This window comes from Microbacterium sp. CFSPD4_SD4 (genome assembly GCF_057364585.1).
This window is the reverse complement of sequence record NZ_JBNFOC010000002.1, coordinates 170,838-193,423: the sequence shown is the minus strand read 5'-3', so window position 1 is coordinate 193,423 and position 22,586 is coordinate 170,838. Positions and strand designations below refer to the sequence as shown.

Below are 22,586 nucleotides of genomic sequence, written 5' to 3'. Positions count from 1 at the left end.
GAAGTTGCACGTTTATGCACGATTCAGATTACAGTCGTCTCCATGATGAAGCCACTCCTGATCCTGATCGCGGGTCCCTACCGTTCCGGCACCGACGGCGACCCCGCCCTGATCGCTCGGAATCTGGCGCGCCTGGAGGAGGCGTCCGGTCCGATCTTCCGCCTCGGCCACGTGCCGATGATCGGGGAGTGGGTCGCGCTGCCGGTCCTGCGCACCCTCGAGCACGCCGACTCCGGCGAGGGCGACGTCATGTACGAGACCGCCCGCCGACTGCTCCTGCACTGCGATGCGGTGCTCCGTCTGCCGGGGGAATCGGCGGGCGCGGACCAGGACGTCGCCATCGCCCACGAGCTCGGGCTGCCCGTCTACCGATCGCTCGACGAGATCCCCGCAGCGTCGACTCCGTAGGCTGGAGGCATGACCAAGAACATCTGGACCGTCCTCGGCGTCATCCTCGCCGTCGTGATCGCGTGGTGGATCGTCAGCGCGCTGTTCTCGGTGCTCTGGTTCATCGCGAAGCTCGCCATCGTCGCTGTCGTCGCCGTGGTGGTCTTCCTCGTGCTGCGGAGCCTCTTCACCCGCGACGCCGACTGACCTGCCTCCGAATCGCTCACTTTGCGGCAAAACGGCCGGTTTTGCAGCAAAGTGGGCGACTTGAAGGGGGTCAGAGGCGGTACTGGGCGGCGCGGTGCGTGGGCTGGACCCGGTCGCCGCGGCCGTGCAGCTTGTGGCGGAGTGTGCCGGGCACGTACTCCTCCGGGTAGGCGCCCCGCTCCCGCAGCACCGGGATGACGTGCTCGATGACGTCCTGCCAGGTGCCGGGAGTGACCGCGTACGCGAGGTTGAAGCCGTCGATGTCGGTCTCCTCGACCCAGGACTGCAGCTCGTCGGCGATCTCGACCCCGGAGCCGACGATCGTCGGGCCGAGCCCGCCGATCGCGTTGTGGCGCCCGAAGTCGCCCACCGTCCACTCGCGACCGAGGTCGGCCTCCTCCTTGAGGTGCTGCAGCACCGACTGGATCGCGTTCGACTCGACGTTCCCGACCGGCTCGTCCTCCGCGTACTGCGACAGGTCGACGCCCATCCACCCCGACATGAAGGTGAGCGCCCCCTCCGGGCTCGCGTAGGAGAGGTACTCGGCGTGCTTCGCGGACGCCTCCTCGCTCGTCGCCGCGGTGATCACCGTCAGCAGCGTGTAGATGCGGGCGTCATAGCGATCGCGCCCCGCGGCCTCGAGGGCGTCGCGGATGCGCTTCACGGTGCCGGCGAGCACCTCCTTCGACGGGGCAGCGACGAAGATGGCCTCGGCGTTCGCCGCCGCGAACCGCACCCCGCGCGGACTCGCGCCGGCCTGGTAGATCACCGGGGTGCGCTGCGGGGACGGCTCCGAGATGTGGATGCCGGGAACGCTGAAGTGCTTCCCCTCGTGCCGGATCGGGTGCACCTTCGACGGGTCGGTGAAGATGCCGCGCTCACGGTCCTCCACCACCGCGTCGTCCTCCCACGACCCCTCCCAGAGCTTGTAGAGCACCTCGACGTACTCGTCCGCGTGGTCGTAGCGGTCGTCGTGGGCGAGCTGGTCCTCCTGGCCCATGTTCCGCGCGGCGCTGGGCAGATAGCCGGTCACGACGTTCCAGCCGACGCGGCCCTGGGTGAGGTGATCGAGCGTGCTGAGTCGTCGAGCGAACGGGTAGGGGTGCTCGAACGCGGTGCCGGCCGTGACGCCGAAGCCGAGGTGCTCGGTCACCGCGGCCATCGCGCTGACCAGGAGGATCGGGTCGTTCACCGGCACCTGGGCGCCGTTGCGGATGGCGGCCTCGTTCGTGCCGCCGTAGACGTCGTAGGTGCCCAGGACGTCGGCGATGAAGATGCCGTCGAAGGTCGCGCTCTCCAGCAGCTTCGCCAGGTCGGTCCAGTACGACAGGGTGTTGTACTGCCGCGAGCGGTCTTCCGGATGCCGCCAGAGGCCGGACGACTGGTGGGCGACGCAGTTCATGTCGAACGCGTTGAAGCGGATCTGCCGGGTCATGCCCCCATGAAACGGGACCGGACGGGGCCGGGGCGAGCGGGATCGACACGCACGGAAACAATCCGTGGTGCGGCTCAGGCCTCGTCGTCCGGACGGCGGGGGCTCGGGTCGGGAGGGAGGATCTCGATCGGGTGTGCGGCCTGTCGCTGCGCTCGCCACCAGATCACGAACCCGACCGCCGTGAAGACGCCGTAGAACACGTACATGAGGCCGGTCGCGTAGTAGCCGGAGCTGAACAGCAGCGGCACCCCCACCACGTCCACGGCGATCCAGATGAGCCAGAACTCGGTCCAGCCCTTGGCCATGCCGTAGGTCGCGAGCAGTGACCCGACGAAGGTCCAGGCGTCGGCCCAGACCGGTTCCCACGAACCGAGGGCGCGGAACAGGGGGGTGAGCGCCACGGTCCCGACGACGAGGACCACGACCAGACCGATGCGGGCCCCGGTCGGCGCCCACCGCGGCACGATACGACCGCCGTCGGCATTCCGCCAGCGAACCCATCCATAGATCGCGACGGCGATGAACATGATCTGCCGCCCGGCCTGACCGAGCAGATGCGGGAGCGAGGGATCGGGGCTCAGCGCGGATCCGAGGAACACCGTGAGCAGCAGGAGGTTGCCGACGATACCGACCGGCCACGCCCAGACCTTGCGCCGCATGCCGCCGAGGGCGCTCGCGAGTCCGAACGCGTTCCCGACGACCTCACGCACCAGGAGCGTCTGCCCACCCGGAAGCACCCAGGACGAGGAGAAGGCGTCGACGAGCCACTGCAGGAAGCCCATCGCTAGAGCGCCGCGTCGGGGGTGGGGCGCTCGTCGAGCACGAGCTGCAGCATGCTGAGGTCGAGCCACCGGCCGAACTTCGCGCCGACCTGGGGCATGCGGCCCACCTCCCGGAACCCGAGGCGTTCGTGGAGGGCGAGGGAGGCGGTGTTGCCGCTCTCCACACCGCCGATCATCACGTGCATCCCGGCTGCCCGGGCCCGGGCGATGAGCTCGATCATGAGGAGCGTGCCGATGCCGCGTCCGCGCTGATCGCCGCGCACGTAGACGGAGTGCTCCACGGTGAGGCGGTAGCCGCTGTGCGGGCGCCACTGGGCGTAGGACGCATAGCCCACGACGCCGCTCTCGTCGGCGGCGACGATGACGGGACAGCCGCGCGCGGTCCGGCCGGCGAGCCACGCCTCCCGGTCGGCGCGATCCACGGCCTCCTCGTTCCAGATCGCGGTCGTGTGCAGGACGGCGTGGTTGTGGATCTCGGTGATCGTGTCGAGGTCGGCGCTCTCGGCGGGCCTGAGGTGCACGGCGGTCATCGTCAGACGCGGATGTCGGCGGGAGAGGCCTCGCCCTCGTGGAAGCTCGGCTTCCTGCCGAAGAGCTTCGCGATGCCGAGGACGACGCCGACGATCACGAGGCCCCAGACGAGACCGGCGATCGCGGAGATGATCGTGTCGACCACCCACACCACGAAGCCGCCGAGGGGCTCCAGCGCGTGCTCGACCGCGTGGAGAACATCGGCCGGAGCGTGCAGCCCGACCTCGCCGAGGTTGATGAGGACGAGGTGCCCGCCGACCCAGAGCATGGCGACCGTGCCGAGCACGCTGATGAAGCGGAAGACCGCGGGCATGGACCGGACGATCCGGGTGCCGGTGTGCCGCACGCGCTGTGCGGGGTTCTTCGCCATCTTCAGGCCGATGTCGTCGATCTTCACCAGGAGCGCCACGGCCCCGTACACCGCCACGGTCATGACCAGCGCGATCACGGCGAGGATCGCGAGGGTGGACCAGATGCCGAGTCCCTTGTCGAGACTGGCGAGGGAGATGAGCATGATCTCGGTCGAGAGGATGAGGTCGGTGCGGACGGCGCCGAGCACGAGCTTCCTCTCGTCGCGGGCGCCCTCGTCGGCGTGGCCGTGCTGCACGCCGAACCACTCCAGCACCTTCTCCGCGCCCTCGAAGCACAGGTACGAGCCGCCGAGGATCAGAAGGTAGGGCAGCACCCACGGCGCGAAGGCCGTGAGCAGCAGCGCGATGGGGATGATGATGACGAACTTGTTCACCAGCGACCCGAGGGCGATCTTGCCGACCACAGGGAGCTCGCGGGCCGGGGTGAGGCCCTGCACGTACTGCGGGGTCACGGCGGCGTCGTCGATGACGACTCCGGCGGCCTTCGCCGACGCCTTCATCGCGGCGCTCAGGATGTCGTCGACGACGGCGAGCAGTCCAACGGACATGCGGGTCCTCTTTCCGTGGTGGGAAGGTCAGACTACCGACTCCCGGGCTCAGGCCCGCACGTCCTCCGCGGTCGCCAGCACCCGCTGCAGCGGCTGGTAGTGCTCGATGACGGCCTGGCGGTAGCGCTCGACGTCGCCGGAGCGCGCGGCGTCCAGCATGTCGCCGTGCGCCTTGGCGGTCTTGTGGATGTCGTCGGGCTGCGCGATGCCCAGCTGCGGGAGCACGGCGGTGTGCACGTCCCAGAACGCGCCGACGAGCTGGCCGACGAGACGGTTGTCGATGGCGCCGAAGAGGCGGGTGTGGAACGCCCTGTCCTCGTCGAGCTCCGGGTCCGCCTGCGCCTGAGCGGCCTCGACCACGCGCTCGGCCATGGAGAGGTCGAGCGCGAGACGCACCTCGACGACCTCGCGCAGGGCCTGCAGCGACCCCTCGGGGGACAGCACACCCCGGAAGACGAGCGCCTCGACCATCGGGTCCAGCGACATCGGGCCCACGTAGGTGCCGTGTCCGTGCCGGACGTCGACGATGTCGAGGGTGGAGAGCGTGCGGATCGCCTCACGGACCGAGGAGCGCGACACGTCGAGCTCCTCGCAGAGCTCGGCCTCGGTCGGCAGCGGGTCGCCGGGGGTGAGTCCGCGCGTGAGGATGAGCCCGCGGGCCAGGTCGTGGAGCAGGGCACCACGCGGGAGGTGCTCACGCAGCCCGTCCACGAGTACACCCAGGGCCTGCTCGGGGCGGTGCTCTCGATCGAGGCCGGCTCCGACCGCCTGCACCAGGTGTCCGGTGTCGTCCCCGCCCCGCGGGACCTCCCGCAGGGCGACCGCTTCGCGCCGCGCTCCGCGGACCCCGCCCGGTACGCGGGAGTGGAACCCGTGCGGCGGCACATCGACGGGACCGAGCACTACTACTCCGCGCATCCTGCCGATGCGCCCGTCGAACCGATCGGAGCGGGACGATGAGCGAACCCGTCATCCAGCTGCAGGACGTGCGCGTCCGCTACCGGGCCCGCAGCTCGTCGATGTTCCGCCCGCACGACGTCGACGCGCTCGCCGGGGTCTCGCTCACGGTCCGCCGCGGACAGACGCTGGGCATCGTGGGCGAGTCCGGCTCGGGCAAGTCCACCTCGATCAGGCCGCCGCGGAGATCGTCCGCACCGCGGACCGGAACCTCGCCGTCGTCCGGGACGCGGGCTGAGCGCGAGAAACTCTCAGCCCGCTCCCAGCCCCGCGGGACCAAAACGGGCTCGTCCCTGGTTCTCCTCAGTGACGCCGCAGCCAGCGGCGTCGGACAAGGAGCCACTCATGTCGAACGACTACGGCAGGACCCCCGAGGCTGTCAGCGGTCTCACGAACCTGCAGTACGAGGTCACGCAGCAGGACGCCACCGAGCCGCCCTTCCGCAACGCCTACTGGAACAATCACGACGACGGCATCTACGTCGACGTCGTCTCCGGGCAGCCGCTGTTCTCCTCCCGGGACAAGTACGACAGCGGCACCGGCTGGCCGAGCTTCACGCGCCCGATCGACGCCGACGCCGTGACCACGAAGACCGACCGCACGCTGTGGATGACCCGCACCGAGGCGCGGTCGTCCGGCGCCGACAGCCACCTGGGACACGTCTTCGACGACGGACCCCGCGCCGAGGGCGGCCTGCGCTACTGCATGAACTCGGCGGCCCTCCGCTTCATCCCGGCGGAGGATCTCGAGAAGGAGGGGTACGGTCGCTACAGCCCCCTCTTCACCACCCACACCTCTGAGGAGCAGTCATGACCGACACCGGAACCATCACCCGCACCCCCGGGACCGAGACGGCCGTCCTCGCGGGCGGCTGCTTCTGGGGCATGGAAGACCTCATCCGCCGTCAGCCCGGGGTGATCGACACCCGTGTGGGCTACACCGGCGGGGAGAACGACCACGCGACCTACCGCAACCACCCCGGTCACGCGGAGGCCGTGGAGATCGTCTTCGACCCGAGCGCGACGACCTATCGCGACATCCTGGCGTTCTTCTTCCAGATCCACGACCCGTCGACGCTGAACCGCCAGGGCAACGACATCGGGTCGAGCTACCGGTCGGCGATCTTCCCGCTCACCCCCGAGCAGGAGCAGGTCGCCCGCGACACGATCGCCGACGTCGACGCCTCCGGGCTGTGGCCGGGGAAGGCCGTCACGACGATCGAGCCCGCCGGTCCGTTCTGGGAGGCCGAGCCCGAGCACCAGGATTACCTGATCAAGTACCCGAACGGCTACACGTGCCACTTCCCCCGCGCCGGCTGGGTCCTCCCGAAGCGCGAGGACGCCACCGCCTGATCCCCGAGACCCCGCTTTCCCGCCGAGACCCCCTCCTGCACGCGAGTGTAGGAGGGGGTCTCGGCGCGTAGACGGGGTCTCGCGGGTTCAGGACTCGGCAAAGAAACCGAGCGCGGCCTGCTTGAAGTCGCGGGAGCCGGGGGCGTTGAAGTGGTGGCGGTTGGGGATCTCGACGAATCGGGCATCGGGAGCCGCGGCCGCCAGTGCCCGGGAGCCCTCGATGATCGCGTCCTTCGATCCCGTCGCGAACAGCAGCGGCACGACCGGGGCGTCCGCGGGATCGGGATCGATCGTGCCGGAGCCCCGAAGTCCCTCGGCCAGGGCGATGAGCGCGCGCAGATCGTTCCCGGGCACCCGCTCGGTCAGCGCGATGTAGTTCTGCGTCGTGCGGTCCTCCACCGGGGTGCCGTCCGTGATGTACGCGCGCACCTGGTCGAGGTCCAGACGCGCGAGGGGGATGCCGTCGGGGACCCCGCCCAGGACCGCCCGGCCGATCCGATGCGGGAGCTCGCGGGCCACCTCCCACCCCACCCGGGCGCCGAGCGAGTAGCCGAGGTAGAACGCGTCGTCGACGAGGTACGTGTCCATGACGGTCTCGACGTCGGTCACGAGGTTTCGGATGGCGTAGGCGTCGGACTCGTGCGGCTTGTCGCTCTGCCCGTGGCCCCGCTGGTCGAGTGCGAGCACGCGGTACCCGGCCCTGGTCAGCTCGCGCACCCAGCCGGTGAGCACCCAGTTGTCGCGCGCGCCCGAGGCGAAGCCGTGCACGGTCACCACGACGGGGGCGTCGAGCTCCCCCCACGTGTACGTCGCCAGTCGTGTGCCGTCCGCCGCGTAGACGTGCTGCGGGTCGGGCATCTCGGTGAGGTCGGAGAGGGGAACAGCCACCCCACCATCCTCCCCCCACTCCTCCCTTCCCTGGCGCCGAGACCCCGGTTACACGCCGAAACCCCCTCCCCGCGGTGTCGCGGAGAGGGGGTTTCGAGGAGAACCCGGGGTCTCGGGTCAGACGCGGTCGCGCAGAGCGGCGCCGAGCTCCGCGTCCACGTTCGTCCAGTACTGGAAGAAGCGCTCGCGGATGGCGTCGACCGTGATCGAGCGGCCCTGACCGGTCAGGACCTCCAGGAAGCGGGCGCGCTGCGGGCCGTCGAAGACCTCGCGGTACAGCGTGCCGGCCTGACCGAAGTCGTCGTCCTCGGCGTGCAGCGTCGCGGCGGAGCGGGTGAGCTCGCCGTCCGCCGACCAGTTCACCTCGATGCCCTTCGCCGGGTCGGCCGCGGGGCCACCGGGGGTCCCGAAGGAGTTCGGCTGGTAGGTGCGGTGCGCGGCGTCGTTGTACTGGTACCGCATCGAGCCCTCGTGCTGGTAGTTGCGGGTCTCGGCGGCGTGCGGCTGGTTGACCGGCAGCTGGTTGTAGTTCGCGCCGATGCGGTGACGCTGGGCGTCCGGGTAGGCGAACATGCGGCCCATGAGCATCTTGTCGGGGGAGATGCCGGTACCGGGCACCTGATTCCCCGGCGCGAAGCCGGCCTGCTCGATCTGCGCGAAGAAGTTCTCCGGGTTGCGGTTCAGGGTCAGCGTGCCGACCTTGATGCGCGGGTAGTCCTTCTTCGAGATCGTCTTGGTGAGGTCGAAGGGGTTGAAGCGGTAGTCCTTGGCCTCGTCGTACGGCATGATCTGCACGTACAGGTCCCACTTCGGGAAGTCGCCCTCGGCGATCGACTGGAACAGGTCGCGACGGTAGTGGTCCGCGTCGGAACCGGCCAGCTGCTCGGCCTCCTCCGGGCTCATCGCCTCGACGCCCTGGTGCGAGATGAAGTGGTACTTCACCCAGAACACCTCGCCCTCGGCGTTGATCCACGAGTAGGTGTGCGAGCCGTAGCCGTTCATGTGACGCCAGCTGCGGGGCAGGCCGCGCTCGCCCATGAGGTAGGTGACCTGGTGGGCGCTCTCGGGCGAGAGGGTCCAGAAGTCCCACTGCATGTCCGCGTCGCGCAGGCCGGAGTCGCCGAGGCGCTTCTGCGAGTGGATGAAGTCGGGGAACTTGATGGCGTCGCGGAGGAAGAACGTCGGGGTGTTGTTGCCGACGATGTCGAGGTTGCCCTCGGTCGTGTAGAAGCGCAGCGAGAACCCGCGGACGTCGCGCCAGGTGTCGGGCGAGCCCTGCTCACCGGCGACGGAGGAGAAGCGGAGGAGGGTCTCCGAGGTGGCGCCCGGCTGGAACACGGCCGCACGCGTGTACTTCGAGACGTCCTCGGTGACGACGAACTCGCCGAACGCGCCGCCGCCCTTGGCGTGCGGGTTGCGCTCCGGCACCCGCTCGCGGTTGAAGGAGGCGAGCTTCTCGACCAGGTAGTGGTCGTGCAGCGCGGTGGGGCCGTCGGGGCCCACGGTCAGCGAGTGCGTGTCGCTCGCGATCGGCGCTCCGGCCTGCGTCGTCGTGGCCGGACGGCCCGCGTCGGTGGGGTTGGTCATGGTCTTCTCCTTCTCCGCGCGGACATGCCGAACGGACCCTCGGGGAGGGGATCGGTGGATGCGCCTACGCGGCGTTCTGGCAGCTGGGGCAGAGGCCCCAGAAGGTGACTTCAGCTGTCTGCACGGTGAAGCCCCCCGTCGAGGACGGGGTGAGACACGGCGCCTCGCCGACGACGCAGTCCACATCGCCGACCGCACCGCAGGAGGTGCAGACGACATGGTGGTGGTTGTCGTCGATGCGCCGCTCGTACAGCGCCGCGGAGCCTGCCGGTTCGATCCGGCGGATGAGGCCCGCCGTCGTCAGGTCCGCGAGGATGTTGTGCACCGACTGGATCGACGTGGTCGGAAGCACGTCGGACACGGCGCGGTACACCCGCTCCGCATCCGTGTGGGCCATGGAGCCGAGAGCCTCGAGAACGGCGACGCGGCCCGCAGTCGCACGCAGCCCGGCGTCGCGCAACGCCGAGTCGAGTTCCGTCTCCATGCCCTCGACTCTACACGTGTTTTGAGTGATTCAAAAGAGCATGCCGGGATGCCGGGCGCGTCGCCGCCGTCAGACGAAGCGGACCGTCTGCTGCAGACGGGTGCGGACATCGAACAGCTCGTTGCCGCCGATGGCCCGCGCCCCGGGGACGCCCTGCCGCAGGACCATCGCCAGCGCGCTGCGCCGCACCACCACGACCGGGACCCCGCGGTTGCTGCCGAGCGGGGTGACCGCCTGGGCGAGGTCGTCGTCGGGGAGCACCACGATCGCCCCGCCGAACTTCACCTTCGCGGCCTTCGCCACCGCGCGCATCCGGGCGAGAGCCGCCGTGACCGGGGCCCGGGTGCCGAGGCTCGGGCCGGTGATCTCCCCGCGGCGGAACCCCACGACCCCGCCGAAGTCCTCGGACATGACGCCGTAGAGGCCGGACGGGCTGAGCACCACGTGGTCGAGCTTGTCCTCGGGGGTCTGTCCTGCGGCGACGTCGTGCCAGACCGTGAAGCCCATGCCGAGGTCGGAGACCGTGCGGGCCGTGGCCTCCTCCGCCAGCGCGTCGGCGAGCAGCCGCCGGAGCTCCCGTGGGGCGGCGCGCACGAGGGCCGGGGCGTACGGGTCGGGGACCTCGACCCCGTGACCCGCCCACTCGCGGATCAGGGAGAGGTAGCGTTCGCGGCGCCAGCCCCCGGGGTGTCCGTAGGAGCGGGCGCGCGGCCGGGTGTCGGTGCGTACCGTCGGGGGACGCCAGCCGCTCCATTCGCCGCCGTCGTCGGTCAGGCCTGCGCGGCGGTCGTACGCGGCGCGGTCCTCCGCGGTGCCGATGAGCTCCCACGCGCGCTGGACCTGGATGAACACGGCCGCGTCGCCGCCGGTGTCGGGGTGGGTCTGCCGCAGTCGCAGCCGATACGCCCGCCGGAGCTCGGCGTCGTCGACGGCCGGATCCACGCCGAGGATCTCGTACGGCGAGGCCGAGAGCGGACTGTCGAACATCGCTCTCCTTCCGCGACCGCGGCGTCCAGGATATCCGTCGGACGGTGTGCGGCCGCCGGGAGGCCTCAGTCCGCGACGTCGACGATCCGTTCGATCCCGGCCACCGGGGCCACGGCGCCCCCGGACGCGGCGGCGAGGTCGGCGGTCAGGCGCGGAAGCGCGGCGGCGGGCACCCACAGCTCGAGCTGGGCGGAGGCCCCGTAGGTCGGCGTGCCGAGCGTGGCCCCGTGGGACGCCGCCCAGTCGCGGAGCAGGTTGTCGTAGCGGCCGGCCTCGGCGTGCGGGACCTCGACGGTCGCCTGGGTGAGCGCCGCGCGACGGACGAGTGCGGCGCGGTCGAGCGTCTCGGACACCGCGGTGGAGTAGGCGCGGATGAGGCCGCCCGCCCCGAGCTTCACCCCGCCGAAGTAGCGGGTGACCACCGCGACGACGTCCGTGAGGCCGCGGCGCCGGAGGACCTCGAGCATCGGGACGCCGGCTGTTCCGGAGGGCTCGCCGTCGTCCGAGGAGCGCGCCTGATCCCCGTGCAGACCGGTCACCATCGCGGTGCAGTTGTGGTTCGCGTCCCAGGCGCGCTTCCGGATCGTCGCGATGACGGCTTCAGCCTCGGCCACCGTCGACACCGGCGCGACGTGCGTGAGGAAGCGCGACTTGCGGATGACGAGCTCGTGGTCGACGGCCGCCGCGATCGTCGCCGGGAACGGGTGCGGTGTCGACATCGGCCCCACGATACCTCCGTTCGAATCGCCTGATTGGTCCCAAATCCGGGCCGGATGCCGCCAATCGGGCGATTCGAACCGGGTCGACCGAACGATGGAGGCGCACACCGCCCCGGCGGACGAGAATGTCAGCATGCCGACCGGAGACACCGCCGAGACCGACCACCCGGGAGGGCGGACGGGACGCACGCGCTCCTGGGGGCGCCTGGTCACGTCGCTCCGTATCGGCCAGGCGGTCATCACCGTCGTGCTCACCGTCGTCGGCGTCGTCCGCTCCCTCGCCGACGGGGTCCCGGTGCCGTGGCTGCTCGCGACCGCCCTCGCCTTCCTCGGCTGGTACGGCGGCGGACTCCTGCTCTCCTCCCGCACGGACGACCGGGCACTCGCCGCCGGCTGGCTGCTGGGGCTCACGGCCATCTGGCTGGGGGCGGTCGCATTGTCGCCGGAGTTCGTGTGGCTCGCGTTCTCGCTGTGGCTGCTCGCCGGCTTCCTGCTGCGACTGCGATGGGCTGTGCTGCTCAGCGTCCTCATCCTCGCCGTCGTGATCGTCGCGCCGCTGCTGCACACCGGGACGACCACCTACGCGAACGTGATCGGGCCGCTGGTGGGCGGCATCTTCGCCCTCGGGATCTCCCGCGGCTACCTGGAGCTCGTCCGCGACGGGCGGGAGCGGCGGCGACTCATCGCGTCCCTCGTCGCGACGCAGCAGGAGATGGCGGCCCTCCAGGACGAGCTCGCCCGGACCCAGCGGGAGTCCGGCGCCGCCGCCGAGCGCACCAGGGTGTCGCGCGACATCCACGACACGGTCGCCCAGAGCCTGTCCTCCATCGTCCTGCTGGCGCGGTCGGCGGCCGAGCACGAGGACGGCCGGGAGCGGGCGCTCGGGCAGATCGGGGCGCTCGCCGCGGAAGGGCTCGCCGACGCCCGACGCATCGTCGACGACCTCATGCCCGCCGAGCTGGACGGCTCCGCGCTGAGCGACGCCCTTGCCCGGATGCTCGAGCGCCTGACCGCCGAGACCGGGATCGCGGCCACCTTCCATGCCGACGAGGATCTGCCCGCACTCGGCCTCGACGCGGAGGTCGCCCTGCTGCGGACGGCGCAGTCCGCGCTCGCCAACGTGCGCAGCCATGCCGGCGCCACTCGGGTGGTGGTGACGCTCGCGGACGCCGGCGACGCGGTGCGGCTGGACGTGGTCGACGACGGTCGCGGCTTCGACCCGTCGCGGCTGGACTCGGCGGGGCCCGGCGGCGGCTACGGCCTGCGGGCGATGCGCGCCCGACTGCGCGAGCTCGGCGGCGGTCTCGACGTGGAGAGCGCCCCCGGCGACGGCACCGCGCTGTCGGCCCACCTCCCCCTCGGAGGTCGGTCGTGACCCCCGTGCGGATCCTGCTCGTCGACGACCACCCCATCGTGCGCGCCGGCGTGCGCTCGCTGTTCGACCGCCGCGACGACGCCGAGGTCGTGGGCGAGGCCGCGTCGGGGGAGGAGGCGGTCGTGCTCGCCCGGCACCTGCGTCCCGACGTCGTCCTCTGCGACCTGCGGCTGGGGGCCGGCATGGACGGCGTGCAGACGACGGCGGCGCTCCGGGCGCTCGACCCGGCACCGGCGGTGCTCATCCTCACGACGTTCGACCGCGACGCCCAGATCCTCGGCGCGATCGAGGCGGGGGCGGCGGGATATCTGCTCAAGGACATCGACCCGGAGGACATCGTCCGGGCCGTGCGACAGGCCGCGTCGGGCGGGCAGGCGCTGACGCCGGAGCTCACGGCGCGCGTCGGCCGCGCCCTCCGCGCCCCGCGGGTGCAGCTCACGGGGCGCGAGCTCGACGTGCTGCGGCTGCTCGACACCGGGGCCTCGAACCGGGAGATCGCGAAGGCGCTGTTCGTCACGGAGGCGACGGTGAAGACCCACCTCGTGCACGTCTTCGAGAAGCTCGGGGCCGACAGCCGCGCGAAGGCGGTCGCGATCGCCAGGGAGTCCGGTCTGCTCTGACGCCCGCGGTCTCAACCGTTCGATGGATCCGCGGCGACGGCCCCACGGCGAGGCTGGAGGCAGACAGAAAGGACTCCCATGCGCAGGCTCTTCACCGCCGCGTTCGCCTCCATGCTGGTGGGCGTCGCCTCCGGACTCTTCTACCGTGAGTTCACCAAGATCAACGGCTTCCCGGAGGGGGCGCCGACGCAGCTCGGACTCGTGCACACGCATCTGCTCGTGCTGGGCTTCGTCGTCTTCCTCGTGGTGATGCTCCTGGAGAAGGCTTTCGCGCTCTCCGAGAGCCGGCTGTTCGGCTGGTTCTTCTGGACCTACACCGCCGGGCTCGTGCTGACCTCGGCGATGCTCGTCTGGCACGGCTGCCTCACGGTGCTCGGCCAGGAGTCGACGAAGATGATCGCCGGCATCGCGGGCGTGGGGCACATGCTGCTCGCCGCCGGCATGGTGCTGCTGTTCCTCGCGCTCCGCCCCCGCGTCTTCGCCCCGAAGGTCGCGGCCGCACGGCCCGCGACCCTCGAGTCGGTCGCCTGACGCTCAGTCGGCCGGGATCGTGTCGTCGCGCAGGTACGCGATGTGCGCGGCGTGGCGCTCCAGGTGGTGCGGCGACTTCCGCACGAACAGCCAGGCGACGATGAGGATCGCGAACCAGATCGGTGTCACGAGCAGGGCGATCAGGGTGTCCGGCTGAGTGGTCAGCGCCCAGAGGATGAACAGGAAGAACGCGAGCACCACGAACACCATGAACACGCCGCCCGGCATCTTGAACGCCGAGGTCGCCGCCTTCTCCGGACGCCGGCGCCGGTACACGAGGTAGCTGCAGAGGAAGATCGTCCACACGAACATGAAGCACACGGCCGACACCGTGGTGACCATCTCGAACGCCGTGCCGATGTCCTTGCCCGCGTAGAGCAGCACGACGCCGGACAGCAGCAGGATGCAGGACAGGAACAGGGCGTTCTGCGGCACGCGGCGCTTCGAGAGCCGGCCGAAGAACCGGGGGGCGTCGCCGTCCTGCGCCAGCCCGAAGACCATGCGCGAGGTGGAGTAGATGCCGGAGTTCGCGCTGGACATCGCGGAGGTCAGCACCACGAGGTTGACGACGGTGGCGGCGATGCCCAGTCCGGCGAGGGCGAACATCGCGATGAAGGGGCTCTCGCCGGCGACGTACTCGGTCCACGGCGTGACGGACATGAGGATGATGAGCGCGCCCACGTAGAACAGCAGGACCCGGATCGGGATGGCGTTGATGGCCTTAGGAAGGTTGCGCTTCGGATCCTTCGTCTCCGCGGCGGCCGTGCCGACGAGCTCGATCCCGACGAACGCGAACACCGCGATCTGGAAGCCGGCGACGAAGCCGAGGAAGCCGTGCGGGAACATGCCGCCGTGCTCCCACAGGTTGGCGAAGCTCGCGGTGCCGGCGTCGTGCGAGAAGCCGGTGAGGATCATGACGAGACCGGTCACGATGAGGGCGACGATCGCGACGATCTTGATGAGCGCGAACCAGAACTCCATCTCGCCGAACGCCGCGACGGTGGGCAGGTTGAGCGCCAGGAGGATCACGACCACGAGGAGGCCGGGGATCCACAGCGGGATGCCGGGGATGAGCGCATCGGTGTACCCCGCGATCGCGATCACGTCGGCCACGCCCGTGACCACCCAGCAGAACCAGTACGTCCAGCCGGTGAAGAAGCCCGCCCACGGGCCGAGCAGGTCGCTCGCGAAGTCGCTGAACGACTTGTACTTGAGGTTCGACAGCAGCAGCTCGCCCATCGCCCGCATGACGAAGAACAGCATGAACCCGATGATCATGTAGACGAAGATCACCGAGGGGCCGGCGACGGAGATCGTCTTGCCGCTGCCCATGAACAGGCCGGTGCCGATCGCCCCGCCGATCGCGAGGAGCTGGATGTGCCGGTTGCTGAGCGCGCGCCGCAGGTGCTCCTCGCCTCCGGCTGCGGTCTGCCCCTGGCGGATGGCCCCCGTGTCTTCCTTCGTCACGCTCATCTCCTCCGGTCGTCCTCGACTGATGCAGAGTAACCACCGGGGCCCGCTCGTCCGAAATCGACCCCCCGGCGACGGCAATCCGGCCCGGGGTGTTCCGTTCGCCCGAAACGATTCGATAAACTGGGCGCACCCCCGATCCATCCCCTCTTTCCCTGCGAGCCCCTTCCTTCATGGCCACCACCCTCACCACGGGCCGTCCGTGGCGCGTCATCCTCGCCTTCTCGATCCCGCTGCTGCTCGGCAACGTCGTGCAGCAGCTCTACCAGTTCGCCGACGCGATCGTCGTCGGACGCCATCTCGGCGTCCAGTCCCTCGCCGCCGTCGGCGCGACGGGCAGCCTGCTCTTCCTCCTCCTCGGCTTCGCCTGGGGTCTCACGAGCGGCTTCGCGATCCCCATCGCCCAGGCCTTCGGTGCGCGCGACGACGCCGCCGTGCGCCGCTCGGTCGCCACGGGCGTGCTCCTCAGCGGCATCACGAGCGTGGTCCTCACGGTGGTCGCGCCGCTCATCGCCGGGCCGATCCTCGCGCTGCTGCAGACGCCGCCCGAGCTCATGGCCGAGGCGACGGTGTTCACGCAGATCAGCTTCCTCGGCGCGGGCGCGACGATGTTCTTCAACTACCTCTCCGCCATCATCCGCGCCATCGGCGACTCGAAGACCCCGCTGGTGTTCCTCACGGTCTCCTGTGCACTCAACGTCGGCCTCGTCGTGCTCATGGTCGGTCCGCTGGAGTGGGGCGTCGCGGGTGCCGCGCTCGCCACCGTGGTCGCACAGGCCGTCTCGGTGATCCTCTGCCTGGAGTTCGTGCGCCGGCGGCTGCCCATGCTGCACCTGCGTCGTTCGGACTGGCGCATCTCCCGCACGGACATCGCCGACCACCTGCGCCTCGGCCTGCCCATGGGCTTCCAGGCCTCGATCATCGCGATCGGGACCCTCACGGTGCAGGTCGCCCTCAACACGCTCGGCGCCGACGCGGTCGCGGCCTACACGACGGCGTCCCGCGTGGACAGCCTGGCGGTCGCCCTGCTCTCCTCGCTCGGGCTCGCCGTGTCGATGTACGCGGCGCAGAACCACGGCGGCCGCCGCCCCGACCGCATCCGGCGCGGTGTGGTCGAGGCCACCTGGATGGCGGTCGCCGCGGCGATCGTCCTCGGCGGGCTGCTCATCGCGTTCGGCGCGCCGATGGTCCGGCTGTTCGTCGGCGACGGCTCGGACGACGTCGTCGACATGGCGCACCGCATGCTCATCATCAACGGCTGCGGCTACTGGGCGCTCGGCATGCTCTTCGTGCTCCGCGGCGCGCTGCAGGGGCTCGGCCACACGCTGGTGCCGACGGTCACCGGCGTGATCGAGCTCGTGATGCGCGTCGTCGCCGCGGTCGTCCTCGGGGCGATGATCGGGTTCGACGGCGTGGCCCTCAGCAACCCGCTCGCCTGGGTGGGCGCGATCGTGCTCCTCGTGCCGGCCTACGTCAAGGCGCATCGCGCGCTCGCGACGCAACCCGTGGCCCCGGCCGAGGCCACGGAGACCTCCGCGATCGCGATCGTCGGCCCCACCGACGGCTCGATGGTGGTCGACGCGGTCGTCACCCGCCCGGTCCGCGTCGTGCGCCCGCGCCGGCTGCGGTGGCCGGTCCGGCGCTGATCCGCGATATCCACCGGAAGGATGACCCGGATCGGACTTGAGACGGATGGCCTTCCGGAGAGACACTTCTAATGTCGAAGGTGCGGAGGGGTTCCGCCGGACGGGGGGTCGTCATGACGACATTGGGAGTGGCCAGAGACCTGGCCGCCATTCTGGTACCGATCGGATTCGTGGGTGCGGCGCTCGCCGCGGTCTGCGCGATCGTCGCCGCGATCGCGATCATCCGCGGAGCCGGGGGGCTCGCGGGCGGCGCGGTCGGACTGTGGATCGTGTGCGCGCTGATGAGCTTCACCGCGAGCTTCGCGAATCAGTGGCTTCCGCTGATCGCGGCGGGCGCGTCGCTCGTGGGCATGCTCGTGATCGGCGGGATCGTGCGCGCGATGCTCACGGCCGGCGGCTTCGAGTCGCGACGCCGGGCCGCGCGCGTGAAGCCGGCGCCGTCGACCACGACGACGGCCACGCTCAAGACCGGCTCGACCGCGACGCCCACGGCGCCGGTCGCCGTCGTCTCCTAGCGCTCAGCGGTAGTCGCGGTCGCGGTGCTGCCGCGCCTCGTCGCCCGCGGCCACGCGGGCGCTCTCGCGTGCCCGCAGCTCGACGCGGCGGATCTTCCCGGAGATCGTCTTCGGCAGCTCGGGCACGAACTCGATGATCCGCACCCACAGGTGCGAGGACAGCCGTTCGTGCGCGTAGCCGAACACGGCGCGCGCGGCGGCGGCCTCGTCCGCGCCCGCGTCCGGCGTCAGGCACACGTACGCCTTCGGGACCGCCAGGCGCGTGGGGTCGGGGCTGGGGATGACGGCCGCTTCGACGACGAGGTCGTGCTCCAGCAGCACGGACTCGAGCTCGAACGGCGAGATCTTGTAGTCGGAGGCCTTGAACACGTCGTCGGAGCGTCCGATGTAGGTCAGGTAGCCGTCGGCGTCGCGCACGGCGATGTCTCCGGTGTGATGGAAGCCCCCGGCCCGCGACTCCGCGGTCTTCTCCGGATCGTCGTAGTACCCCGCCATGAGGCCGAGCGGCGGCTTCGCGAGGTCGAGCGCGATCTCGCCCTCGTCCTCCACGACCTCGCCCGTCGACGGATCGAGCAGCACGACCGGGTACCCGGGCAGCGGACGGCCCATCGATCCCACCTTGACCGTCTGCCCCGGGGAGTTGCCGATGCAGGCGGTCATCTCCGTCTGCCCGAAGCCGTCGCGGATCGTGCCGCCCCACGCCTCGCGCACCCGGTCGATGACCTCGGGGTTCAGCGGTTCGCCGGCGCCGACGAGCTCGCGCGGAGGGTGCGCGAGCCGCGAGAGGTCGGCTTGGAGGAGCATGCGCCAGACCGTGGGCGGGGCGCAGAACGTCGAGACGTGGTGGGTGTCCATGACCTCCATGAGCGTGTTCGCGTCGAAGCGGTCGTAGTTGTAGACGAACACCGTCGCCTCGGCCAGGAACGGCGAGTAGAAGCTCGACCAGGCGTGCTTGGCCCACCCGGGGGAGGAGATGTTGAGGTGCACGTCGTCCGGGCGCACGCCGAGCCACCACATCGTGGAGAGGTGGCCGACCGGGTAGGAGACGTGGGTGTGCTGCACGAGCTTCGGGCGGTTCGTCGTGCCGGACGTGAAGTACAGCAGGGCCGTGTCGCCGGCGGGCGTCGGGCCGTCCGGAACGAACTCCTCCGTGGTGGCGGCGGCGTCCGCGAACCGCTTCCAGTCGGCAGGCAGCGACGCGCCCACGCCGATGCGCAGTACCGCGGGGTCGATTCCCTCGAGGCGGTCGGCCAGGGTGCCGAGGGTGACGACGGCGCCGGCGCGGCCGTGCTCGATGCGGTACGCGAGGTCGGAGGCCGACAGCAGCGTCGAGGTCGGGATCGACACCGCGCCCAGCTTCGTGATCGCGAGCATCACCTCCCACAGCTCGATCGTGTTGTTGAGCATGACGATCACGTGGTCGCCGCGGCCGATGCCGAGGCCGCGCAACCAGGCGGCGACCTGGTCGGAGCGGGCGGAGAGCTCGCCGTACGTCCAGGAGCGGAGGCTGAGGTCGGCCTCGACGATCTGCACGGCCGGACGGTCGGGGTTCTCGCCGGCGATGACGTCGAACCACTCGAGCGCGAAGTTGAATTCGGCGAGGTTCGGCCAGGCGAACTCGCGCCGCGCGGCGTCGTAGTCCGTGGCGTGCGTGAAGAGGAGGTCCCTCATCCCGCGGATCGCTTCGGTGGCGGGGGTGGCACGACGGCTCATGGTGCTCCTTTGCAACGGCGTCCCTCCATCCTGCCCCCTCGTTCAGCGGGGGAGGAAACCCGTGCCGTCGCGGAGCTCGAACACGAGCTGGGTCTCGGTGCCGCGGACGACGGGGTGGACGGTGATGTGCTCGAGCACGATGTCGCGCAGGGCTGTCGCATCCTGGACGGCGACGTGCACGAGGAAGTCGTCCACCCCGGCGACGTGGAACACCTGGAGCACGCGGGGGATCGCGACGAGCGCGTCGAAGAGCGCCGTGACCTTGGGCCCGGTGTGATGCGCGAGGCGGACCTTGATGATCGCCTGCAGGGGGTAGCCGAGGGCGGAGCCGTCGAGGCGGACGCGCGTGTCGCGGATGACTCCGCGCTCGCGCAGGCCGCGGATCCGGTGGGCGCAGGTGGATTCCGCGAGTCCGAGGCGGTGGGCCAGAGCCTTGTTGGTGACGGCCGCGTCGCGGCTCAGGGCGGCGAGCAGCTCCAGGTCGATCTCGTCGAGTTGCGCTTTCGCCAACGTGCCCTCCTCGGTGCGGCCGGATGTTGCACAGAATAGCGAGGATCCGGGATTCGATGAGTTGTTCTGTCGAAGACCAGCGAGAACCCCGCGATTCGGCCAGCGTGGAGGGATGACCGCACCGCTGCATCCCGACACCGTGGCCGTCCACAGCGGCCGTGCCGACCTCGAGGCGCTCGGGGTCCACGCCCTGCCGATCGACCTCTCCACGACCAATCCGCTGCCCGACGTCGAGCGCGGCGGTGATTCGTACGAGGCGATGGCCACCGGGGGCCGCCCGCCGCAGGACGGCAGCATGGTCTACGCCCGCCTCTGGAATCCGACGGTCGCGCGCTTCGAGGATGCGCTCGCCGAGCTGGAGCACGCCGAGGCCGCCGTCGCCTTCGGCTCCGGGATGGCGGCCATGACCGCCGTGATCCTCGCGCACACGGGTGCCACGGGAGCGCGGCACGTCGTCGCGGTGCGTCCGCTCTACGGAGGGACCGACCACCTGCTCGGGTCCGGTCTGCTCGGCGTGGAGACGACGTACTGCCGTCCCGACGAGGTCGCCGCCGCACGGCGCGCCGACACCGGACTCGTCGTCGTGGAGACGCCGGCGAACCCGACCCTCGAGGTCGCGGACATCGCCGAGGTCGTGCGGCAGGCGGGGAGCGTGCCGGTGGTGGTCGACAACACGTTCGCGACCCCCGTGCTGCAGAACCCGATCGACCACGGCGCGGCGATGTCGCTGCACAGCGCCACCAAATACCTCGGCGGCCACGGTGATGTCATCGCCGGCGTCGTCGCCTGTGACGAGAGGACCGCGGAGGCGCTGCGTCGCGTGCGTGCGGTGACCGGGGGGCTCCTGCACCCGCTCGGCGCGTACCTGCTGCACCGCGGTCTCACGACCCTGCCGGTCCGCGTGCGGCACCAGCAGGAGAGCGCTCGTCGCATCGTGCAGTGGCTGGTCGATCGGCCCGAGGTCGCCGAGGTCTTCTATCCCGGGCTCGACGGGGATCCGCGCGGCATCCTGGAACGGCAGCTCCGCGGGCCGGGAGCGATGATCGCGTTGCGGCTGCGCGGCGGCTATGCAGCGGCCGCAGCGGTGGCCGGGGCGACCCGCCTCTTCACGCACGCCGTGTCGCTCGGGGGCGTGGACTCCCTCATCCAGCACCCCGCCGCGCTCACGCACCGCCCGGTCCCCGCGGAGGCGCGTCCCGCCGCCGACGTCCTGCGCCTGTCCATCGGCCTCGAGAACGTCGACGATCTCCTCGCCGACCTCGCGAACGCCTTCGCCACTCTCGCCGACCCACCCCTTTCCGTGCCTCCCACCCCGGAAAGTGCGTCACATATGGGGGTGGCTCGCACATAAGGGGCCGGATCGGCGATTGTGTGAGGGCGACAAGAAACTGAGTGTCGCCTGAGGTGGGACTTGGTACCTGGCGGCAAAACCGGGGGGTGGTGGAGAGTGCGGCCCTACAGTCGCGGGTGGCAACGACGCCACTGACCTCGGGAGTCCTCAATGACGAGTGAAAAGACCCACGCGCACGGCCTCGGCATGCGCATCGCCGTGATCGTCCTCAGCCTTCTGCTGGCGGCGATGGTGCTGTTGTTCTTCGCCACGATGAGCAAGGTGTCCGCGGGCGCCTCGGAACTCGCGGACGGCACCACCACCGCGCAGGGGGGATCCGCGGACCTCGCCGCCGGAGCTGCCGACCTCGCCGCGGGGGCCGACGAGCTGGCCGCGGGCACGCAGGATCTCGCGGCAGGCACCGCGACGGCGCAGCAGGGATCGGCGAAGCTCAGTGACGGCGCGACGACCGCCGCCGCGGGCGCCACCACGCTCGCGGAGGGTGCGGGCACCCTCGCCGCGGGAGCCGCCACGGCCCTCGACGGTGCGGGACGTGTGAGCGGCGGAGCCCAGACGGCGCTCGCCGGATCGCAGGAGCTCGCGGCGAAGATGGCGGCGGCGGACGCCGGGGCCCGGCAGCTCGTCGACGGCGCGACCACTCTCGCCGCCGGTGTCGACGGCGCGCACCGGTACGCAAACGGTGTGCTCGAGGGGGCGACGACCCTCAGCACCACCCTGCGCGCCGGAGTGAGTGCCGATGTGCAGAAACTCGCCCATCCGGAGACGAAGGCCCTGCTGACGGGCGTCGCCACGAGCGCTCCCGGCAATGCGCGGACGCTCGCCGCGGGTCTGCAGGGTCTCCTCGCTGCACACCCTGATGACGTGCAGCTCCAGCAGCTCGCGGCGCTCGCCGCCGGCGTCGAGAAGCAGGTCGGCGCGCTGGCCGCCCCCGCCGCGGCTGCTCCGGGCCTCGCACAGGGACTCATCGGCGCCGCCGACGGCTCCGCTCGTGTCACGGCCGGCGTCGGTGCGCTCATCAACGGCGACACCTCGAAGGGCTGGCCGGGAACCGTGGCGCTGGTCTCCCCGAAGGGCGCTCCCGCCCTCGTCGCGGGAGCGCAGACGCTGCAGGACGGCACCTCCCGGCTCGCGGCGGGCGCGGCGGATCTCTCGTCCGGGCTCCAGACCCTCTCGACCGGAGCATCGTCGCTGTACTCCGGCACCGCGGAGCTCAGCGCCGGCGCGGCGCGGCTCGACGCGGGTGCCGGGACTCTGGCCACGGGCGTCGGCGCGCTGCAGTCGGGTGCCGGTGACCTCCGGTCCGGGATGACCGAACTCCGTACCGGCGCCGACGCGGTCGCCGAGGGGTCCGGCACCCTCGCGGCAGGAAGCGCGAAGCTCGACGCGGGTGCCGCCGACCTCGCGGCGGGCAACGGACGCATCGCCGACGGCTCCGGCACCCTCGCGACGGCCACGGCCGGCGCCGCACCCTCTCTGCTCCCGTGGATCCTCGGTATCGGTCTGGTCGGCCTGATCGCGATCGGCTTCTGGATCGGCCACCGCGTCACCCACCGCTGACCGTCGACCCACCCCCTTCCGTACGACCCACCCCCATAAATGACGCACTTTCGGGGGTGGGTC

At 70.9% G+C, this 22,586-nt stretch carries 25 protein-coding genes and 1 pseudogene; 13 read left to right on the top strand and 13 right to left on the bottom strand.

From position 1 onward, the window contains the following. Positions 1-42 precede the first annotated feature (42 nt). A complete protein-coding gene (locus AC2W7E_RS04965; protein WP_485988660.1) occupies positions 43-408 on the top strand; it encodes a DUF4406 domain-containing protein in 366 nt (121 codons plus the stop codon). A 9-nt stretch (positions 409-417) separates the two neighbouring features. Beyond that, a complete protein-coding gene (locus AC2W7E_RS04960) occupies positions 418-594 on the top strand; it encodes a hypothetical protein (RefSeq protein WP_025102796.1) in 177 nt (58 codons plus the stop codon). Between the two features lie 70 nt (positions 595-664). On the opposite strand, the gene AC2W7E_RS04955 is transcribed toward AC2W7E_RS04960, so the two are convergent. From AC2W7E_RS04955 to AC2W7E_RS04935, 5 genes are all read right to left on the bottom strand, one after another. Beyond that, a complete protein-coding gene (locus AC2W7E_RS04955) occupies positions 665-2,029 on the bottom strand; it encodes an LLM class flavin-dependent oxidoreductase (RefSeq protein ID WP_485988659.1) in 1,365 nt (454 codons plus the stop codon). A 74-nt stretch (positions 2,030-2,103) separates the two neighbouring features. Next, entirely contained in the window at positions 2,104-2,811 is a 708-nt protein-coding gene (pnuC, locus tag AC2W7E_RS04950) for a nicotinamide riboside transporter PnuC (protein WP_485988658.1), read from the bottom strand. A 2-nt stretch (positions 2,812-2,813) separates the two neighbouring features. Beyond that, complete coding sequence (locus tag AC2W7E_RS04945; protein WP_366215761.1) at positions 2,814-3,341, bottom strand: GNAT family N-acetyltransferase; 528 nt, start codon at positions 3,339-3,341, stop codon at positions 2,814-2,816. 2 nt (positions 3,342-3,343) lie between these two features. Continuing rightward, positions 3,344-4,261: a DUF808 domain-containing protein gene (locus AC2W7E_RS04940; RefSeq protein ID WP_062765786.1), complete on the bottom strand. Its 918-nt coding sequence runs from the start codon at positions 4,259-4,261 to the stop codon at positions 3,344-3,346. Between the two features lie 48 nt (positions 4,262-4,309). Next, positions 4,310-4,972, bottom strand: coding sequence for a FadR/GntR family transcriptional regulator (locus tag AC2W7E_RS04935; protein WP_485988657.1), 663 nt, complete (start codon positions 4,970-4,972; stop codon positions 4,310-4,312). Between AC2W7E_RS04935 and AC2W7E_RS04930 the strand changes: the two genes are divergently transcribed. The 4 genes and pseudogenes from AC2W7E_RS04930 (at position 4,952) to msrA (ending at position 6,570) form a co-directional block, all read left to right on the top strand. Continuing rightward, a complete protein-coding gene (locus AC2W7E_RS04930; protein WP_485988656.1) occupies positions 4,952-5,221 on the top strand; it encodes an ABC transporter ATP-binding protein in 270 nt (89 codons plus the stop codon). The two genes, AC2W7E_RS04935 and AC2W7E_RS04930, sit on opposite strands and share 21 nt — an antisense overlap. After that, positions 5,218-5,448, top strand: a pseudogene (locus AC2W7E_RS04925) (ATP-binding cassette domain-containing protein); the annotation flags it as partial. The gene AC2W7E_RS04930 and the pseudogene AC2W7E_RS04925, both read left to right, overlap by 4 nt. Positions 5,449-5,563: 115 nt before the next feature. Then, positions 5,564-6,031 carry a peptide-methionine (R)-S-oxide reductase MsrB gene (msrB, locus tag AC2W7E_RS04920; protein WP_062637836.1) on the top strand — a complete coding sequence of 156 codons (468 nt, stop codon included), beginning with the start codon at positions 5,564-5,566 and terminating at the stop codon, positions 6,029-6,031. Continuing rightward, entirely contained in the window at positions 6,028-6,570 is a 543-nt protein-coding gene (gene msrA / locus AC2W7E_RS04915; protein ID WP_025102782.1) for a peptide-methionine (S)-S-oxide reductase MsrA, read from the top strand. The genes msrB and msrA overlap by 4 nt, the downstream gene beginning before the upstream one ends. A gap of 87 nt (positions 6,571-6,657) precedes the next feature. On the opposite strand, the gene AC2W7E_RS04910 is transcribed toward msrA, so the two are convergent. From AC2W7E_RS04910 to AC2W7E_RS04890, 5 genes are all read right to left on the bottom strand, one after another. Next, positions 6,658-7,458: an alpha/beta fold hydrolase gene (locus AC2W7E_RS04910; RefSeq protein ID WP_485988655.1), complete on the bottom strand. Its 801-nt coding sequence runs from the start codon at positions 7,456-7,458 to the stop codon at positions 6,658-6,660. Between the two features lie 117 nt (positions 7,459-7,575). Next, positions 7,576-9,045, bottom strand: coding sequence for a catalase (locus tag AC2W7E_RS04905; RefSeq protein ID WP_025102780.1), 1,470 nt, complete (start codon positions 9,043-9,045; stop codon positions 7,576-7,578). A gap of 64 nt (positions 9,046-9,109) precedes the next feature. Next, positions 9,110-9,529 carry a Fur family transcriptional regulator gene (locus AC2W7E_RS04900; protein WP_025102779.1) on the bottom strand — a complete coding sequence of 140 codons (420 nt, stop codon included), beginning with the start codon at positions 9,527-9,529 and terminating at the stop codon, positions 9,110-9,112. A gap of 69 nt (positions 9,530-9,598) precedes the next feature. Beyond that, positions 9,599-10,516, bottom strand: coding sequence for a J domain-containing protein (locus tag AC2W7E_RS04895; RefSeq protein ID WP_025102778.1), 918 nt, complete (start codon positions 10,514-10,516; stop codon positions 9,599-9,601). Positions 10,517-10,581: 65 nt separating this feature from the next. Beyond that, complete coding sequence (locus tag AC2W7E_RS04890) at positions 10,582-11,235, bottom strand: IMPACT family protein (RefSeq protein WP_249521182.1); 654 nt, start codon at positions 11,233-11,235, stop codon at positions 10,582-10,584. A 133-nt stretch (positions 11,236-11,368) separates the two neighbouring features. On the opposite strand from AC2W7E_RS04890, the gene AC2W7E_RS04885 reads away from it, so the two are divergent. The 3 genes from AC2W7E_RS04885 to AC2W7E_RS04875 all read left to right on the top strand — a co-directional run bounded on the left by AC2W7E_RS04885 (position 11,369) and on the right by AC2W7E_RS04875 (position 13,761). Further along, entirely contained in the window at positions 11,369-12,610 is a 1,242-nt protein-coding gene (locus AC2W7E_RS04885; protein ID WP_485988654.1) for a sensor histidine kinase, read from the top strand. Beyond that, positions 12,607-13,230, top strand: coding sequence for a response regulator (locus tag AC2W7E_RS04880; RefSeq protein ID WP_025102775.1), 624 nt, complete (start codon positions 12,607-12,609; stop codon positions 13,228-13,230). The genes AC2W7E_RS04885 and AC2W7E_RS04880 overlap by 4 nt, the downstream gene beginning before the upstream one ends. Before the next feature lie 78 nt (positions 13,231-13,308). Beyond that, entirely contained in the window at positions 13,309-13,761 is a 453-nt protein-coding gene (locus AC2W7E_RS04875) for a DUF2871 domain-containing protein (protein WP_025102774.1), read from the top strand. Between the two features lie 3 nt (positions 13,762-13,764). On the opposite strand, the gene cycA is transcribed toward AC2W7E_RS04875, so the two are convergent. Next, on the bottom strand, positions 13,765-15,234 hold the full coding sequence (gene cycA, locus AC2W7E_RS04870; protein ID WP_051582169.1) for a D-serine/D-alanine/glycine transporter: 1,470 nt from the start codon (positions 15,232-15,234) through the stop codon (positions 13,765-13,767). Positions 15,235-15,404: 170 nt separating this feature from the next. On the opposite strand from cycA, the gene AC2W7E_RS04865 reads away from it, so the two are divergent. Continuing rightward, positions 15,405-16,877, top strand: a complete 1,473-nt coding sequence (locus tag AC2W7E_RS04865) for an MATE family efflux transporter (protein ID WP_025102772.1) — start codon at positions 15,405-15,407, stop codon at positions 16,875-16,877. A gap of 113 nt (positions 16,878-16,990) precedes the next feature. Next, entirely contained in the window at positions 16,991-17,392 is a 402-nt protein-coding gene (locus AC2W7E_RS04860) for a hypothetical protein (RefSeq protein WP_485988653.1), read from the top strand. Between the two features lie 3 nt (positions 17,393-17,395). Here AC2W7E_RS04860 and AC2W7E_RS04855 read toward each other — a convergent pair whose 3' ends face one another. Then, on the bottom strand, positions 17,396-19,105 hold the full coding sequence (locus AC2W7E_RS04855) for an AMP-binding protein (protein ID WP_485988652.1): 1,710 nt from the start codon (positions 19,103-19,105) through the stop codon (positions 17,396-17,398). A gap of 42 nt (positions 19,106-19,147) precedes the next feature. Then, complete coding sequence (locus AC2W7E_RS04850) at positions 19,148-19,615, bottom strand: Lrp/AsnC family transcriptional regulator (protein WP_025102769.1); 468 nt, start codon at positions 19,613-19,615, stop codon at positions 19,148-19,150. Positions 19,616-19,727: 112 nt separating this feature from the next. On the opposite strand from AC2W7E_RS04850, the gene AC2W7E_RS04845 reads away from it, so the two are divergent. Continuing rightward, the gene (locus AC2W7E_RS04845) at positions 19,728-20,966 is read left to right on the top strand and encodes a trans-sulfuration enzyme family protein (protein WP_338566961.1); all 1,239 of its coding nucleotides are present in this window, start codon (positions 19,728-19,730) and stop codon (positions 20,964-20,966) included. 150 nt (positions 20,967-21,116) lie between these two features. Next, positions 21,117-22,523, top strand: a complete 1,407-nt coding sequence (locus AC2W7E_RS04840; RefSeq protein WP_062765747.1) for a hypothetical protein — start codon at positions 21,117-21,119, stop codon at positions 22,521-22,523. Positions 22,524-22,586: the final 63 nt, after the last annotated feature.